Source organism: uncultured Succiniclasticum sp. (genome assembly GCF_902793885.1).
In the GTDB taxonomy this organism is placed as follows: Bacteria; Bacillota; Negativicutes; order Acidaminococcales; family Acidaminococcaceae; genus Succiniclasticum.
In genome coordinates, this window is sequence record NZ_CADBFF010000011.1 from 17,071 (window position 1) to 31,530 (window position 14,460).

The following is a 14,460-nucleotide window of genomic DNA, read 5'->3' on the forward strand; positions in this document are numbered from 1 at the left end:
CCGCATAGGCTTAATTTCGTAATTCCGATTGTGTATAACCTGTTGATAGTGTGTAAAAGATTATGAACAATATGAACAGGAAACGTAGTTGTTCAAAAGTATCCACAGGGAAGTAACAGTTTATACACATATTTTTTCACAGTGATACCGGGAAAAAGAAATTAAATCAGAGGGAACGGATTTTTTCTTCAAATTGCTGTATCTGGTTGTCAAAACTTTTATCTTCTTTTCGTAATTTGTCTATCTTTTCACAGGCATGGATTACTGTGGTATGATCCCTGCCTCCGAAATACTGCCCGATTTTTGGAAGGGAAGAGTCTGTGAGCGTTCTGCAGAGATACATGGCGATCTGCCGTGGCATGGCTATATTTTTTGGACGTTTTTTACCTATTAAATCTTCTTTTTGCAGGTTAAAGAAATTGCAGATATGGTTGGTAATATTTTCAATGGTAATGTTCTGCCGTGTGTGGGATCCGAAATCTTCCAGAATTTTGGCGGTAACTTTCATGTCAATGGGCATATGCATTAAGTCTGCATACGCAACGATTCGGTTGAAGGCGCCCTCAATCATACGGATGTTGTTATCGATGCTGATGGCAACTGTCTGTATGACTTCGTTTGGCATTTCTATATTTTCCAATTCTGCTTTTTTCCTCAGGATAGCGATACGGGTTTCCAGGTCCGGCGGCTGGATATCTACCGTGAGGCCGTTGACAAAGCGGGAACGCAGTCTTTCTTCCAGTTTATCCATACTCTGCGGGTGACGGTCACTGGAAATAACAATCTGTTTATTGGCTTCTTTTAACGCATTGAAGGTGTGAAAGAATTCTTCCTGTGTCCGTTCCTTGTTTTCCAAAAACTGAATATCATCGATGATCAGACAGTCAATGGTGCGGTATTTTTCCTGAAAATCCTTGACGGTATGATTTTGAATGGCGTTGATGATTTCATTGGTAAAGGTTTCGCTGGTAACATATTTGACTTTTGCACCGGGATTCACTTCCAAAATAGCATTGCCGATGGCGTGCATCAGATGTGTTTTTCCCAAACCGGAATTCCCGTAAATAAACAAAGGGTTGTACACATTGCCGGGATCTTTGGCAACTGCCTGGGCTGCTGCTGTGGCAAAGCGGTTGGAATTGCCTACTACAAAAGTTTCAAAACGCTGTTTTTTATTGATGTTGCTTTCAAAAGAAGTATCTTTCGATTTTTCATCTTCACTGAACAGGGATTTTGTTTTATATGTTTCTTTGGGAACATCCAGGCTGTTATGATTTTTTATATTAAGTTCCACCTGTATGTTATTATTATCGGTAATTTCTTTCAGTGCAGCTGAAATGAGCGGCAGAAAATTCTGCTGGATAGCGGAACACAGGGTAGTGCTGGGTACAGAACAGTATATAATGTCATTTTCCAGCCGGAGAGGGGTGATCTGCCGGATGTACATGTCCATATTGGATTCACTGGTGGCGTGGCTTAATTTGTCAGTCAGCCGCTCCCAGATTTGCGGTAACTCAAATGTTTCCATGAAGCATTTCCTTTCTTAAAAATTTACTCTTTATTTTACCATAAAACGGATAAAAATGAAAGTTATCCACAGGGCAGAATCGCATTTATTTTGTGAAATATTGTTAAATCCTTGACACTGTGAGGGGTTTTTAGTATAATTCTGTCAGCTATCAATTGAAATCATTTATATAGAGATTGATAAGACCATGGAATGAAGGAGGTAAGCACTGTGAAACGTACATTCCAGCCCAACAATCTGAGAAGAAAAAGAACGCACGGTTTCCGTAAAAGAATGGCTACACTGGGTGGCCGCCAGGTTCTGAAAAGAAGACGCTTAAAAGGCAGAAAGAAATTGTCTGCATAACTTTAGAATAAATAGGCCGCGCGAGTGGCCTATTTTTTCCATGTAGACAGGAGTATGGACGCAATGAAAGAGTTTACTTTTCCCAAATCCAATAAGATTAAAGCCAAGAAAGAGTTTCAGAATGTGTATGAAAAAGGACATTCTGTGGTGGACGGCTTATCTGTTTTCTATGTATTGCCCGGCGAAAATGAAAAAATAAAAATAGGTTTTGCTGTGGGTAAGAAAGTAGGTAACGCCGTTATTCGCAATCATATAAAACGTATGATGCGCGAAGTCTTTCGTATGCATAAAGCAGAGCTGAAATCAAATTTCCGGGTGATTTGGGTAGCCCGTAAAAGACTGGCACAGGCAGATTACAAAACGTATGAACGGGTTTTCTTAAGACTGGCAAAACGGGCAGCGTTGCTGCAGCAGGAATAAAAATGGAAAAGGGTTTTACTTACATTATTAAAACCATACTGGTTTCCCTGATTCGTTTTTATCAGTTATGCATATCCCCGCTGCTGGGAAATAACTGCAGATATTATCCCACCTGTTCCCAGTATGCGATTGAAGCAATTGAGAAAAAGGGGATTATAAAAGGCTGCTGGATGGCGGTAAAACGAATCTGCCGCTGCCATCCCTGGCACGACGGGGGATATGATCCTGTGAAATGATGTGCGTAACATTGAAGGAGTGAAAAATTGGACTTTATATCGAATCTGGTTATTAAGGTCATTCAGACGTTGTATCATTTTCTGGGAGGCTTTGGTTTCCCGAATTACGGTCTGGCAATCGTACTGATGACCGTCATTATTAAAATTATCCTGTTCCCTCTGACGAAGAAACAGATTGAATCTACAAGGGCTATGATGTCGATCCAGCCCAAGATGAAAGAAATTCAGGAAAAATATAAGAATGATAAGGTTCGTCTGAACCAGGAACTGGCCAAGCTGTACAAGGATCAGGGTGTGAATCCCATGGCCGGTTGTTTGCCGTTACTGATCCAGATGCCTATTTTGTTTGGTATTTATTATGCTGTCCGGGATTTTCAGTACGAAGGACCTGCTAATTTCCTGTGGATGGATAATATCGCCAATCCGGATCCCATGTACATTTTACCTGTTCTGTCTGCCGTAACTACTTATATACAGGCGAAGCAGACAATGCCCAAAAAGAATCCCAATGATAAACAGCAGGACGGTTTGATGGGCATGATGCAGGGGCAGATGATGACCTATTTTATGCCGCTGTTTATCGGGTATATCAGTTTAAGTTTTCCTGCCGCGCTGGTTCTTTACTGGATCGTAATGAACATCATGCAGATTGCCCAGCAGGCTTATATTAACTCGCAGATGGACCGTAAATAAGGACGGTTTTATGATTGATAAGGAGTAAAAAATGAACGTAGAATCTGTAGGTAAAACAGTAGAAGAAGCGTTGGAAGCAGCGTTAAAAGAACTGAACCTCAAGAAAGAAGAAGTAGATTATACAGTTCTGATAGAGCCGAAAAAAGGATTTCTGGGTTTCGGTAAAAAAGAAGCAAAAATTCTGGTAACCCCCAAAGCGGATACCATTTCCCTGAAATCAGAAAATAAAGAAGATCCTACCGTTGCGGAATCTTTAAAAGAAAAAGTTGTTTCGTTCGGAGAAAAAACAACGGAATCGGCAGGAGCTGTGTTACGTAAAGTTGGAGAAAAAGCCGACGAGCTGGATGAAAAACAGAAAGCTTTCAATAACAGGGTTAAAGAAAAATGGAATGATACGGTTGACTCTGTGAAGGAAAGCGGAGATAAAGTCAGGAATGCAGTGAATGAAAAAGTGGAAACGGCGAACGCCGTATCTGCTGCAGTTAAGAATACGTTGGCGGAACGCAGAAACAAACGCTCTTCCAGTGAAAATGTAAAAGAGTTTGTAGTGGACGATGCTGTTGTTGACGAAGCCAAAGAATTCCTGGCCAAGATATTCAAGGCTATGAAGATTGAAGTCGTCATGGAAAAGTTTGTCAATAAAAAAGATGGCTGTGTGGTGCTGAAGCTTCACGGCGACGATATGGGCATCCTGATCGGCAAACACGGGCAGACGCTGGATTCCTTACAGTATCTGACCAATCTGGTGGCCAATAAAAACACGGAAAACAGAGTACACATTGTGATTGATGTGGAAAATTACCGTGACCGCAGGGCGGAAACGCTGACCCGTCTGGCAAAACGCCTGGCCGACAAGGTAAAGAAAAGCGGAGAACGCATTGTGTTGGAGCCCATGAACCCTCATGAAAGGAAAATAATCCACACCGCGTTGCAGAACGATAACAAAATTACGACGCTGAGCGAGGGAAGCGAACCCTTCCGTAAGGTTGTTATTGAACTTAAAAAGTAATCAATAATGGAAAACCCGGTGTAGATTTTCTGCCCGGGTTTATTTTGTTATTTCAGGTGATAGCATGATACAGGAAGATACGATCAGCGCTGTTACAACAGCGCCGGGAAACGCGGCTATCGGCATTGTGAGGATAAGCGGTGCGGATGCCCTGCAAATTGCGGATAAGATGTTTTTTGCCGCATCCGGGAAAAAACTGGAAACCTATCCTTCCCATACGATGGTCTATGGGTTTGTCAGGGACAGAGAGGAAAGAGATATAGACGAAGTACTGACGGTCTATATGAAAGCCCCCCGGTCCTATACAGCGGAAGACGTAATTGAAATACAGTGTCACGGCGGTATGCAGAGTATCCGCCAGATCCTGGCGCTGACGTATTATTACGGGGCCCGTCCGGCCGAACCCGGGGAATTTACGAAACGGGCGTTTTTAAACGGCCGCATCGATCTGGTCCAGGCGGAATCCGTCATGGACATCATCAATTCCAAAAGTGCCGCTGCCCTGAAAATTGCAGTGCAGCAGCAGGAAGGATTCCTTTCAAAAAAACTGAAAGAAGTCCGCAGAAAGCTGCGGGATGTGATCGTGCATCTGGAAGCGGTGATTGATTACCCGGAAGAAGACATAGAAGACGTAACTTATAATGAAGTAAAAAATTCCATATCCGAAGCGGAAGAAGAAGTATCCGTCCTGTTGGAAGGAGCCCATACCGGCAAAATTTTAAAAGAAGGACTGCGGACGGCGATTATCGGACGTCCTAACGTAGGCAAGTCCAGTCTGCTGAACACACTGTTAAAAGAAGACAGGGCCCTGGTCTCCGAATATGAGGGAACGACACGGGACGTAATCGAGGAACAGCTGGTCATCGGGGGGGTTCCCGTACTGCTGGCAGATACCGCGGGCATCCACGATACCAAAGATTTTGTGGAAAAACTGGGTGTAGAACGGAGCCGTGCCTTTTTGGACAAAGCCGAACTGATCCTTGTGGTTTTGGATGGAACCCAGCCTTTAACGTCAGACGATGAAACAATTCTGGCAGCGATAAAAGGAAAAAATGCGGTTTTTGTAGTAAACAAAACGGATCTTGCGGAAAGCATCATCACAAAAACACTGGCGGAACGGTTTTCATCGGGAAATGTCATTGAAATTTCTGCCAAGACAAAAGAAGGCATCGACAGACTGGAAAGCTGGCTGAAGGAATATGTCTACGGCAGCAGCAGACAGTCGGAGGAAGAGATTTACATCCAGAATGAGCGGCAGATCAATCTGCTGCGCCAGACTGCGGACAGTTTAAAAGATGCCTTGGAAGCCGCGGAAAACCGGCTCCCCTATGATTGTCTCACCATTGATGTGGACCGGGCTCTGACCCTGATGGGCGAAATTACCGGAGAAACGGTACGGGATGAGATAATCAATGAAATTTTTGCCCGTTTCTGTGTGGGAAAGTGAGAAAAAATGGGAATCATTGTAGATTCATATGATGTAATTGTAATAGGGGCAGGACACGCCGGGGTGGAAGCCAGCCTGGCAGCGGCGCGGTTAGGTTATAAAACGCTGCTGGCGACGCTTTCCCTGGATAATATTGCTCTTATGCCCTGTAACCCGTCCGTAGGCGGCAGCGCCAAAGGACAACTGGTAGGGGAAATAGACGCCCTGGGCGGCCAGATGGCCATCAGCGCGGACGAAGCCTGCATCCAGATGCGCATGCTGAACACGGGGAAGGGATATGCTGTCCATTCCCTGAGGGCCCAGGCAGATAAACCTTTTTACCATGTGATCATGAAAAAGGTTGTGGAAAACCAGGAAAATCTGGATGTGAAGCAGCTGATGATTGATAAACTGCTGGTGCGTAATGATGAAGTAGTGGGGGTAGAAGCGGAAACCGGAGAAGTTTTTGAGTCTTCCATTGTTATTATCTGTACCGGTACGTACCTGCGCAGTAAAATTGTGTTCGGCAGTGTCAATTATGAATCCGGTCCCAACGGATTGCGCAGCGCCAACAAATTATCCGCATCCCTGCAGGATGCCGGGGTGGAACTGACCCGGTTCAAGACCGGCACCCCTGCCCGGGTGAATAGGCGCAGTCTTGATTTTTCCAAAATGCAGATCCAGGAAGGGGATCCGGAACTGCGCAACTTTTCCTTCATTAGTAATATTACGCACCGGGAGCAGGTTCCCTGCTGGCTCACCTATACCTCTCCCGTGACCCATCAGATCATCAAAGACAATCTGGTACGTTCCGGCATGTTCAACGGGCTGGTAGAGGGGATAGGTCCCCGTTACTGTCCTTCCATTGAATCTAAAATCATCCGTTTCAAGGATAAGGAACGCCATCAGCTGTTCATTGAACCGGAAGGGCTGAACACCAACGAAATGTATGTGCAGGGAATGTCCTCGGCTTTGCCGGCGGATGTACAGGTAAAGTTCATGCAGACCATACCGGGAATGGAGCATGTTAAAATGATGCGTCCCGGGTATGCTATCGACTACGACTGCCTGGATCCGCTGCAGTTAAAATCCTCTCTGGAGCATAAGCACATAAAAGGATTATTCTCGGCAGGCCAGTCCAACGGGACCAGCGGCTATGAAGAAGCGGCAGGGCAGGGACTGATTGCCGGCATCAACGCGGTACGTAAACTGCAGGGCAAACCGCCCCTGGTGTTAGGCCGGAATGAAGCGTATATCGGCGTGCTGATCGATGACCTGGTGACAAAAGGCACCAACGAACCCTACCGGATGATGACCTCCCGGGCGGAATACCGTCTGTTGCTGCGGCAGGACAACGGCGATCTGCGGCTGACGGAAAAAGGCAGGGATATCGGTCTGGTCACAGACGAACGCTGGGAGAAGTTTACGAAAAAGAGATCGGAAATCGAACGGGTAATGCATTACCTGCAGAATACCCTCGTTTCCCCCACAGAAGAAATCAATGCCAAACTGATCTCCGCCGGCAGCGTGCCCCTGAAAAAAGGGGAAAACCTGGCGACCCTGCTGAAGCGCAGCGAAATGTCCTATGAAAAGCTGCAGGCATTTTTCGGTGCGCCGGAAATCTCACCGGTAGTCAGGGAACAGGCAGAGATCCAGTGTAAATATGAAGGCTATATTATAAAACAAAAACAGGCGGTAGAAAAAGCCCTGCGGCTGGAAAGCAAAAAAATCCCGGCAGACATTGATTATTTTGCACTCAAGGAACTATCCAACGAAGCGGCGGAAAAACTGGACAAAGTCCGTCCGGATTCCCTGGGTCAGGCTTCCCGCATCTCCGGTGTTTCCCCTGCGGATGTAGGGGTGCTGATGATCGCGCTGGAGGTACACCGTCGTCAGGAGGCGGAAAAGCAATGAAAGCCCGGCCTGAAACACTTACACAGAATACAGTTGCAGTTTCTGCGGAAGCCGCAAAGTGTCAGGAGATATTGGAAAAACAGTGTGCCCTTGCGGGAATCGGTGTAAGCCGGACCCAGCTTTTGCAGTTCGGCCGGTATTTTGATCTGCTGACAGAAACGAATAAGGTCATGAATCTGACAGCGCTGACTTCCCCGCAGGATGTGGCGGTGAAACATTATATTGATTCCCTGCTTTGTTATGACAAAACGATAATGCAGGGAAGAAAAGTGATAGATGTAGGAACCGGAGCCGGTTTTCCAGGCATACCCCTGAAGATTTATGATCCTTCCTTACGATTAATATTGCTGGATTCCCTGGAAAAACGGCTGAAGTTTTTGCAGGAAACCGTGAGGCAGCTGCAATTAACGGACGTAAGCTTTGAACATATGCGCGCGGAAGATGCCGGGCGGGATAAAAAGCTGCGGGGACAGGCAGATATTGCAGTGAGCAGGGCGGTGGCCCGGCTTTCTGTTCTGGCAGAATACTGTTTGCCGCTGGTAAAGAAGAACGGTTTCTTTATTGCATTAAAAGGGAGCAAATATAAGGAAGAACTTCTGGAAGGGGAAAAAGCGCTGCGGATTTTAGGCGGCAGGGTGACGTCAGTGAAAGAAGTGGAGCTGCCCGGATTAAATGACGGGCGGGCCATCATTGTCATTCAGAAAATCAAGGATACACCTGCCATTTATCCGCGTAAGGCCGGCCTTCCGGGAAAAAATCCGCTAGGAAACGGGTAAGCAGCCGGAAAAATTACTTGCGTAAATTTCCTGCAGGTATTGGCGTTTTATGATAAAATATAACCGTATTAAATAATAAAAAACAGGATCTGTTTAAAAAGGAACGGATCCTTTCTATAGTGAAAGCGGGGTAAACTTGTGCAGGATGGATTCAACGATTTAAATGTTGAAACACTGAAGACAGATCATTTGCAAAAAAATACAGATGTCCAGGTGCTTCAGGTTCCTCTTTCCAAAATTGTGCCAAACCCATACCAGCCGCGTAAGGAATTTGAGTCGGAAGCTCTGTCGGAACTGGCCGATTCCATCCGTCAGTACGGCGTGCTGCAGCCTCTTCTGGTGGCTCCGGGAAAAGACGGCACTTATATCCTCATTGCCGGGGAAAGAAGATTGCGGGCATCGATCATGGCCGGGCTGGGTACGGTTCCTGTTATTGTAAGCGAATATACTACCCAGCAGATAGCGGAAATTGCCCTGATCGAAAACCTGCAGCGCAAGGATCTGCACTATCTGGAAGAGGCGGAAGGCTATGAAAAGCTTGTAAATACGTTTCACCTGACCCAGGAGTCCATGGCGATCCGGGTAGGAAAAAAGCAGTCAACCATTGCCAACAAACTGCGTCTGCTGCGTCTGCCGGTTTCTGTGCGCAATAAACTTCATGACAGCAAGCTGACAGAACGGCATGCCCGTGTTTTATTAAAGCTGGAAAACGAAGAGACGCAGAAGGCTGTTTTGCAAAAAGTACTGAAAGGGAATTTAAATGTAAGACAGACGGAAGCACTGGTTGAAAAAACACTGAAAGAAAATGGCAAGCTGGATAAAAAGAAACCGCGGATTGTGATTGTAAATGATGTGCGCATTTATTTAAACAGCATCAGAGAGATTATGGAGACGGTAAAAACGTCCGGGATCCCTGCCAGCATGGAACAGGACATGGACGGGGATGATGTCGTAGTGACCTTGCGTATCAAAAATGTGAAAAAGAGAAAAGACCCTAAAGTTATTAAGCTTTTTTAATACACAGCCTGTGGATAACCCTGTGTATAATGTGTATAAATTAGTGGTTTCACGTGAAACGGACAGCAGGTTTAAAAAGGCTGCTGTTATATAGGGATGTAACGGAGGGAACTGTTGTGGTAAAAGTCATTGCGTTAGCAAATCAGAAAGGCGGTGTCGGAAAGACGACAACTGCCGTAAATTTAGCGGCCTGCCTGGCTGCGCTGGGGCGCAAGGTACTGTTGGTAGACTCTGATCCTCAGGGTAATGCAACCACCGGTCTGGGACTGGACAAACGGGATATCAAAAAGAGTATTTATGATATATTGATAAATGATGATGTGCTGGCGAAAGATGTAATCATACCGACGGCTTACGATAACCTTTCCCTGTTGCCTGCAACCATTGCGCTGGCCGGGGCCGAAATTGACCTGGTCAATATGATGAGCCGGGAAAACCGGCTGAAAAATGCGCTGGAGCGGGTTAAATATGATTATGACTATGTGCTGATCGACTGTCCCCCGTCTCTGGGGCTGCTGACGTTAAATGCGCTGACGGCTGCCAGTTCGGTTATCATTCCCATCCAGTGTGAATTTTATGCCCTGGAAGGCGTTACCATGCTGATGAACACGATCCAGCGGGTGCAGCGCAACTTGAATCCGGCACTGAAGCTGGAAGGCGTAGTCATGACCATGTTTGACGCAAGGACCAACCTGGCGACTGATGTAGTCAATGAAGTGAAAAAGTATTTTTCTGCCAAGATGTACAATACGATCATTCCGCGCAATGTGAAATTAAGCGAGGCTCCCAGTCACGGGGAACCGGTGCTTGCCTATGATGCCAAAAGCAAAGGCGCCCAAGTGTATCAGGAACTTGCCAGGGAGGTAATCGGCGATGAGTAAGCACAGCGGTCTGGGCAGAGGACTGGAATCCCTGCTTTCTTCCAGCGAATCCCAGTATGAAACCGCCATGCCCAAGGATCCGGAAGGGGCGGTGGAAATTCCTGTAGAAAGTATCCGGCCCAATCCATACCAGCCCAGAAAGACCTTTGATAAAGAAAAACTGAAAGAACTGAGCGAATCTATTAAAAAGCACGGTATCATCCAGCCTCTGGTTGTCCGTAAAAAGGGCCTGAATTATGAACTGGTTGCCGGGGAACGGCGGCTACGGGCTGCCAGGCTGGCAAAACTGCAGACAGTCCCCGTTCTGGTGCGGGAATATGATGAAAAGCAGATGCGTGAGCTTTCCCTGGTGGAAAACATTCAGCGCCATGATCTGAATCCCCTGGAAGAAGCGAAGGCGATTCAGGAACTGATGAAACAATTTGATTATACCCAGGCGCAGGCTGCGGAACGGCTGGGGAGAAGCCGGGCTGCGGTAGCGAATCTGCTGCGTATGCTGAATCTGCCGGAAGAATTGCAGGCTATGGTAGCAGAGGAAAGGGTGACTGCCGGACAGATGCGTCCCCTGTTAGCTTTGGCGGACAGGGAGCAGCAGCTGAAGGTCGGCAGGGCGCTGGCTGAACATGGCTGGAGTGCCCGTACGGTGGAAGAAGTTGTTAAGACCATTAAAGAAGGGAAAGAACTTCAGGTCTTGAACGAACGTGTTGTCATTCTGGATAAAAACGGCAAACCAGTCAAAGATCCGTCTTCCGTAAAAGGAAAAAATGAGAAAAAGAAAACCTCCCGGGTAAGCGGGGATATCCATTACAGACACTTTGAAGAAAGCCTGATCGAAGCATTGGGTACCAAGGTACGTATTGTCAGCAAAAATGACAACGTGGGGAAAATAGAAATCGATTATTATTCCCTGGACGATTTGGATCGTATCTGTGATTTACTGCAGGGTAAAAATGAAAGTGAAAATATCGACACGGCGCCCTGGCTGAAGACAAAGTTTCCGGTATGATTGCCCTGCACTTCATTAACCGTGTTATTACAATGAAAAGATAAGGATAATTAAATGACAGGTTTGGGGACAATGGTCAACTGTGCAGCCATTATAGTCGGCTGTGCAGTTGGCCTTATTTTAAAAAAGGGGTTTCCTGAAAAATGGCAGGAAACGATCATGTACGGCGTGGCCCTTTGTATTTTTCTGATTGGCGTGGAAATGGCGCAAAAGAGCCAGAATATTGTGCTGGTCATTGCCAGTGTGGTCATTGGCAGCATTATCGGCGAGATGCTGGATATCCAGGAAAAGCTGAATGCCTTTGGCGCCTGGGTGGAGAAGAAGCTTCTGGGTGACAGAGGACAGACCTCCGGTTCTTTTGGCAGAGGTTTTATTTCTGCCAGCCTGATCTTCTGTATCGGCGCCATGGCCATCGTAGGAAGTATTGAAGAAGGACTGACAGGCAATCGCCAGATTCTGTTTGCCAAAGCCATGCTTGACGGGATCCTTTCTATTATATTCGCGGCGAATATGGGAGCGGGCGTGGGTCTTTCCGCTGTACCGGTGGGTCTGTATCAGGGAACGATCACCCTGCTTGCTTCCTGGATGCAGAACCTGCTGACGCCGGAAATCATACGGGAGGTCAGCGCTGCCGGCGGTGTATTGATTATGGCTATCGGCATCGTGCAGGCCCGGCTTCTGCCGATCCGTCTGGCTAATCAGATACCCGCTCTGCCGGTTGCCGTGGTGCTGGCAAAGCTGTTTTTGTAGTGTTTTACTGAAGGACGTAAGTATATTTTCAGTGAACAAAGATACAGAAACTGACATAAATGTTACTGTTTCATTGCTAAAGGCGTGAAAATGCATATTTTTGCAGGAAAAATGTTGACAAAAATGTGAAACAGTTTCTATAATATGGAAACAGGGTTATTCCCTGTATTTAGGAAAACACTGATTTACGGTATTTGTAAAGAGGGGTTTTATTTAAAATTTTATAAAAGGAAAGGTGAAGACAAAATGAAATTCTGGAAAAAAGCATCCCGTATTGCACTGGCAGCTATGCTGGTCGCTGGCCTGACTGCAGGCTGCGGCGGTGGCGGCGGCGAGAAAAAAGCAGCTGACGCGGGGAAAGAAATCGTGGTAGGCGTTAACGCCGAATTGACCGGCAACGTTGCCAACTACGGCAAGAGCATGCTGTCCGGTTTTGAACTGGCGGTAGAAGAAGCGAACAAAGCCGGCGGTATTGACGGCAAAAAGATCAAAGTTGTGACTGCGGACAACAAGTCCGAGCCTTCGGAATCCGGTAACGCGGCGACCAAACTGGTGACCCAGAACAAAGCAATCGCTGTCATCGGCCCGGCTACCAGCGGCTGCGTGGCTGCAGAAGAACCGGTGCTGACTGCCAACAAGATTCCTATGATTGCTCCCTGCGCAACGGCGCCTGGCATTACCTTACAAAAAGACGGCAAGACGAAACCCTTCGTGTTCCGTGCCTGCTTCATTGACCCCTATCAGGGCGACATCATGGCGCAGTTTGCCGCAAAAGACCTGAAGGTTAAGAAAGTTGCGATCCTGCACGATTCTTCCAGCGATTATTCCAAGGGTCTGGCAGAAGTATTTACCAAAGTGTTTACCGCAAACGGCGGACAGATTACCACTGACGAAGCTTTCCTGTCCAAAGACGTTGACTTCAAGGCTTCTCTGACCAAGATCAAAGCAACCAGTCCGGAAGCGATTTATGTACCCGGTTACTATGAAGAAGTTTCCAAGATCATCAAACAGGCCCGTGAAATCGGCCTGACCTGCCCGATGCTTGGTTCCGACGGCTGGGATTCTCCCAAACTGGTTGAAGTTGCCGGCAAAGAAGCCTGCAACAAAGGTTACTTCACCAATGCCTATACGGCAGAAGACAAAGATCCTGCTGTGCAGAAATTTGTCAAAGCCTATCAGGGCAAATTCAACAAGGTTCCTGATGTGTTTGCTATGCAGGGCTATAATGCCGGCCTGATCCTGTTCAATGCGATCAAGACCGCAAAGACCACCGACGGCACGAAACTGGCGGACGCCATTGCCAAGACAAAAGACCTGCAGGTTGCCAACGGCAAGCTGACATATGATGAAAAACACAATCCGATTACGACTGCGTTAGTTCTGGAACTGAAAGACGGTAAGATGACGCTGAACAAGAAAATTGGCGGCTGATTCACAACGCAGATGAAAAATCGGGGAATTGAAGAAGTAATTTCCTGAAAAAATCAGTAATCCGTAAGCATTGAGGCTGTGGTGCTGGTCGCCACAGCCATTCTTTTGATACTATGTTCGGAGGAAGGAATTATGGAATCCGGCTTTTTGCATCAGTTTGTTCAACAGCTGATCAACGGTATTTCCCTGGGCAGCATCTATGCGCTGATTGCCCTTGGCTATACCATGATCTACGGTATTTTAAAATTAATTAATTTTGCCCACGGCGATATTTATATGCTGGGCGCTTATATAGGGTTTGTCTGCACTTCCATTTTAAAACTGTCCTTTTTGCCGGCGCTGATCGTATCCATGATCGGGGCAGCCCTGGCCGGTATGGTCATTGAACGTGTGGCCTACCGTCCCATGCGGAATGCACCCCGTATCGCCATCCTGATCACGGCTATCGGCGTTTCATTCTTTTTGGAAAATGTGATGATCCTGTTTGCGTCCCCCCAGCCCCGTACTTTCCCTGCCGTATTTACGGCCACGGTATATCATGTAGGCGCCTGGGTGGTGAACAGCCAGCAGATTGTAATCCTGATCAGTGCCCTGGTGTTGATGGTTGCCCTTACCTATATTGTAAACCAGACCAGAGCCGGCAAGGCCATGCGCGCGGTGTCCTTTGACGCGGACGCGGCCCGGCTGATGGGTATTGATATTGACTCGACAATTTCCATGACCTTTGCATTGGGTTCTGCCCTGGCAGCGGCCGGCGGGGTCCTGGTAGGCATATATTACAACTCCATCGATCCCCTGATGGGCATGGTTCCCGGTATCAAAGCCTTCGTCGCCGCGGTATTGGGAGGCATCGGTATCATTCCGGGGGCGATGCTGGGCGGAATCATTTTAGGCGTGGTGGAAGCGTTGGTCAGCGGTTTCATTTCTTCCACCTTCCGCGATGCCGCCGCGTTTGCGATTCTGATCATTATTTTGCTCTTCAAGCCTCAGGGTCTGATGGGCAAGAATATCCGTGAAAAGGTTTAAGA

The 14,460-nt window shown here is 47.1% G+C and carries 15 protein-coding genes; 14 read left to right on the plus strand and 1 reads right to left on the minus strand.

Annotated elements, in window-relative coordinates:
* Window positions 1-166: 166 nt before the first annotated feature.
* Window positions 167-1,528, minus strand: a complete 1,362-nt coding sequence (gene dnaA / locus QZV31_RS06815) for a chromosomal replication initiator protein DnaA (protein ID WP_295359319.1) — start codon at window positions 1,526-1,528, stop codon at window positions 167-169.
* A gap of 192 nt (window positions 1,529-1,720) precedes the next feature.
* On the opposite strand from dnaA, the gene rpmH reads away from it, so the two are divergent.
* From rpmH to QZV31_RS06885, 14 genes are all read left to right on the plus strand, one after another.
* Window positions 1,721-1,873, plus strand: a complete 153-nt coding sequence (gene rpmH, locus QZV31_RS06820; protein WP_176760399.1) for a 50S ribosomal protein L34 — start codon at window positions 1,721-1,723, stop codon at window positions 1,871-1,873.
* 63 nt (window positions 1,874-1,936) lie between these two features.
* Entirely contained in the window at window positions 1,937-2,293 is a 357-nt protein-coding gene (gene rnpA / locus QZV31_RS06825) for a ribonuclease P protein component (RefSeq protein ID WP_256324766.1), read from the plus strand.
* A gap of 26 nt (window positions 2,294-2,319) precedes the next feature.
* Window positions 2,320-2,529, plus strand: coding sequence for a membrane protein insertion efficiency factor YidD (gene yidD / locus QZV31_RS06830; protein ID WP_093729928.1), 210 nt, complete (start codon window positions 2,320-2,322; stop codon window positions 2,527-2,529).
* Window positions 2,530-2,565: 36 nt separating this feature from the next.
* Window positions 2,566-3,222 (plus strand): YidC/Oxa1 family membrane protein insertase, encoded by a 657-nt coding sequence (locus QZV31_RS06835; protein WP_366508699.1) that lies wholly within the window; start codon window positions 2,566-2,568, stop codon window positions 3,220-3,222.
* A 31-nt stretch (window positions 3,223-3,253) separates the two neighbouring features.
* Entirely contained in the window at window positions 3,254-4,231 is a 978-nt protein-coding gene (gene jag, locus QZV31_RS06840) for an RNA-binding cell elongation regulator Jag/EloR (RefSeq protein ID WP_295359325.1), read from the plus strand.
* Between the two features lie 64 nt (window positions 4,232-4,295).
* Window positions 4,296-5,678 carry a tRNA uridine-5-carboxymethylaminomethyl(34) synthesis GTPase MnmE gene (mnmE, locus tag QZV31_RS06845; protein ID WP_295359328.1) on the plus strand — a complete coding sequence of 461 codons (1,383 nt, stop codon included), beginning with the start codon at window positions 4,296-4,298 and terminating at the stop codon, window positions 5,676-5,678.
* Between the two features lie 6 nt (window positions 5,679-5,684).
* The gene (gene mnmG / locus QZV31_RS06850) at window positions 5,685-7,571 is read left to right on the plus strand and encodes a tRNA uridine-5-carboxymethylaminomethyl(34) synthesis enzyme MnmG (RefSeq protein WP_295359329.1); all 1,887 of its coding nucleotides are present in this window, start codon (window positions 5,685-5,687) and stop codon (window positions 7,569-7,571) included.
* The gene (gene rsmG / locus QZV31_RS06855; RefSeq protein WP_295359331.1) at window positions 7,568-8,347 is read left to right on the plus strand and encodes a 16S rRNA (guanine(527)-N(7))-methyltransferase RsmG; all 780 of its coding nucleotides are present in this window, start codon (window positions 7,568-7,570) and stop codon (window positions 8,345-8,347) included. The genes mnmG and rsmG overlap by 4 nt, the downstream gene beginning before the upstream one ends.
* Window positions 8,348-8,485: 138 nt before the next feature.
* Window positions 8,486-9,364, plus strand: coding sequence for a ParB/RepB/Spo0J family partition protein (locus QZV31_RS06860; protein WP_295359333.1), 879 nt, complete (start codon window positions 8,486-8,488; stop codon window positions 9,362-9,364).
* A 116-nt stretch (window positions 9,365-9,480) separates the two neighbouring features.
* On the plus strand, window positions 9,481-10,245 hold the full coding sequence (locus tag QZV31_RS06865) for an AAA family ATPase (protein WP_295359334.1): 765 nt from the start codon (window positions 9,481-9,483) through the stop codon (window positions 10,243-10,245).
* The gene (locus tag QZV31_RS06870) at window positions 10,238-11,251 is read left to right on the plus strand and encodes a ParB/RepB/Spo0J family partition protein (RefSeq protein ID WP_295359335.1); all 1,014 of its coding nucleotides are present in this window, start codon (window positions 10,238-10,240) and stop codon (window positions 11,249-11,251) included. The genes QZV31_RS06865 and QZV31_RS06870 overlap by 8 nt, the downstream gene beginning before the upstream one ends.
* 54 nt (window positions 11,252-11,305) lie before the next feature.
* Window positions 11,306-12,001 carry a DUF554 domain-containing protein gene (locus QZV31_RS06875; RefSeq protein ID WP_295359336.1) on the plus strand — a complete coding sequence of 232 codons (696 nt, stop codon included), beginning with the start codon at window positions 11,306-11,308 and terminating at the stop codon, window positions 11,999-12,001.
* Window positions 12,002-12,247: 246 nt separating this feature from the next.
* Window positions 12,248-13,432 (plus strand): ABC transporter substrate-binding protein, encoded by a 1,185-nt coding sequence (locus QZV31_RS06880; protein WP_295359337.1) that lies wholly within the window; start codon window positions 12,248-12,250, stop codon window positions 13,430-13,432.
* Window positions 13,433-13,564: 132 nt separating this feature from the next.
* Complete coding sequence (locus QZV31_RS06885) at window positions 13,565-14,458, plus strand: branched-chain amino acid ABC transporter permease (protein WP_093729732.1); 894 nt, start codon at window positions 13,565-13,567, stop codon at window positions 14,456-14,458.
* Window positions 14,459-14,460 lie beyond the last annotated feature (2 nt).

Bases quoted from the DNA above. Each gene is read 5' to 3' on its own strand.
- mnmE (WP_295359328.1), top strand. From the start codon at position 4,296: ATGATACAGGAAGATACGATCAGCGCTGTTACAACAGCGCCGGGAAAC.
- QZV31_RS06875 (WP_295359336.1), top strand. From the start codon at position 11,306: ATGACAGGTTTGGGGACAATGGTCAACTGTGCAGCCATTATAGTCGGC.
- mnmG (WP_295359329.1), top strand. From the start codon at position 5,685: ATGGGAATCATTGTAGATTCATATGATGTAATTGTAATAGGGGCAGGA.
- QZV31_RS06885 (WP_093729732.1), top strand. From the start codon at position 13,565: ATGGAATCCGGCTTTTTGCATCAGTTTGTTCAACAGCTGATCAACGGT.
- rnpA (WP_256324766.1), top strand. From the start codon at position 1,937: ATGAAAGAGTTTACTTTTCCCAAATCCAATAAGATTAAAGCCAAGAAA.
- rsmG (WP_295359331.1), top strand. From the start codon at position 7,568: ATGAAAGCCCGGCCTGAAACACTTACACAGAATACAGTTGCAGTTTCT.
- jag (WP_295359325.1), top strand. From the start codon at position 3,254: ATGAACGTAGAATCTGTAGGTAAAACAGTAGAAGAAGCGTTGGAAGCA.
- rpmH (WP_176760399.1), top strand. From the start codon at position 1,721: ATGAAGGAGGTAAGCACTGTGAAACGTACATTCCAGCCCAACAATCTG.
- QZV31_RS06880 (WP_295359337.1), top strand. From the start codon at position 12,248: ATGAAATTCTGGAAAAAAGCATCCCGTATTGCACTGGCAGCTATGCTG.
- dnaA (WP_295359319.1), bottom strand. From the start codon at position 1,528: ATGGAAACATTTGAGTTACCGCAAATCTGGGAGCGGCTGACTGACAAA.
- QZV31_RS06870 (WP_295359335.1), top strand. From the start codon at position 10,238: ATGAGTAAGCACAGCGGTCTGGGCAGAGGACTGGAATCCCTGCTTTCT.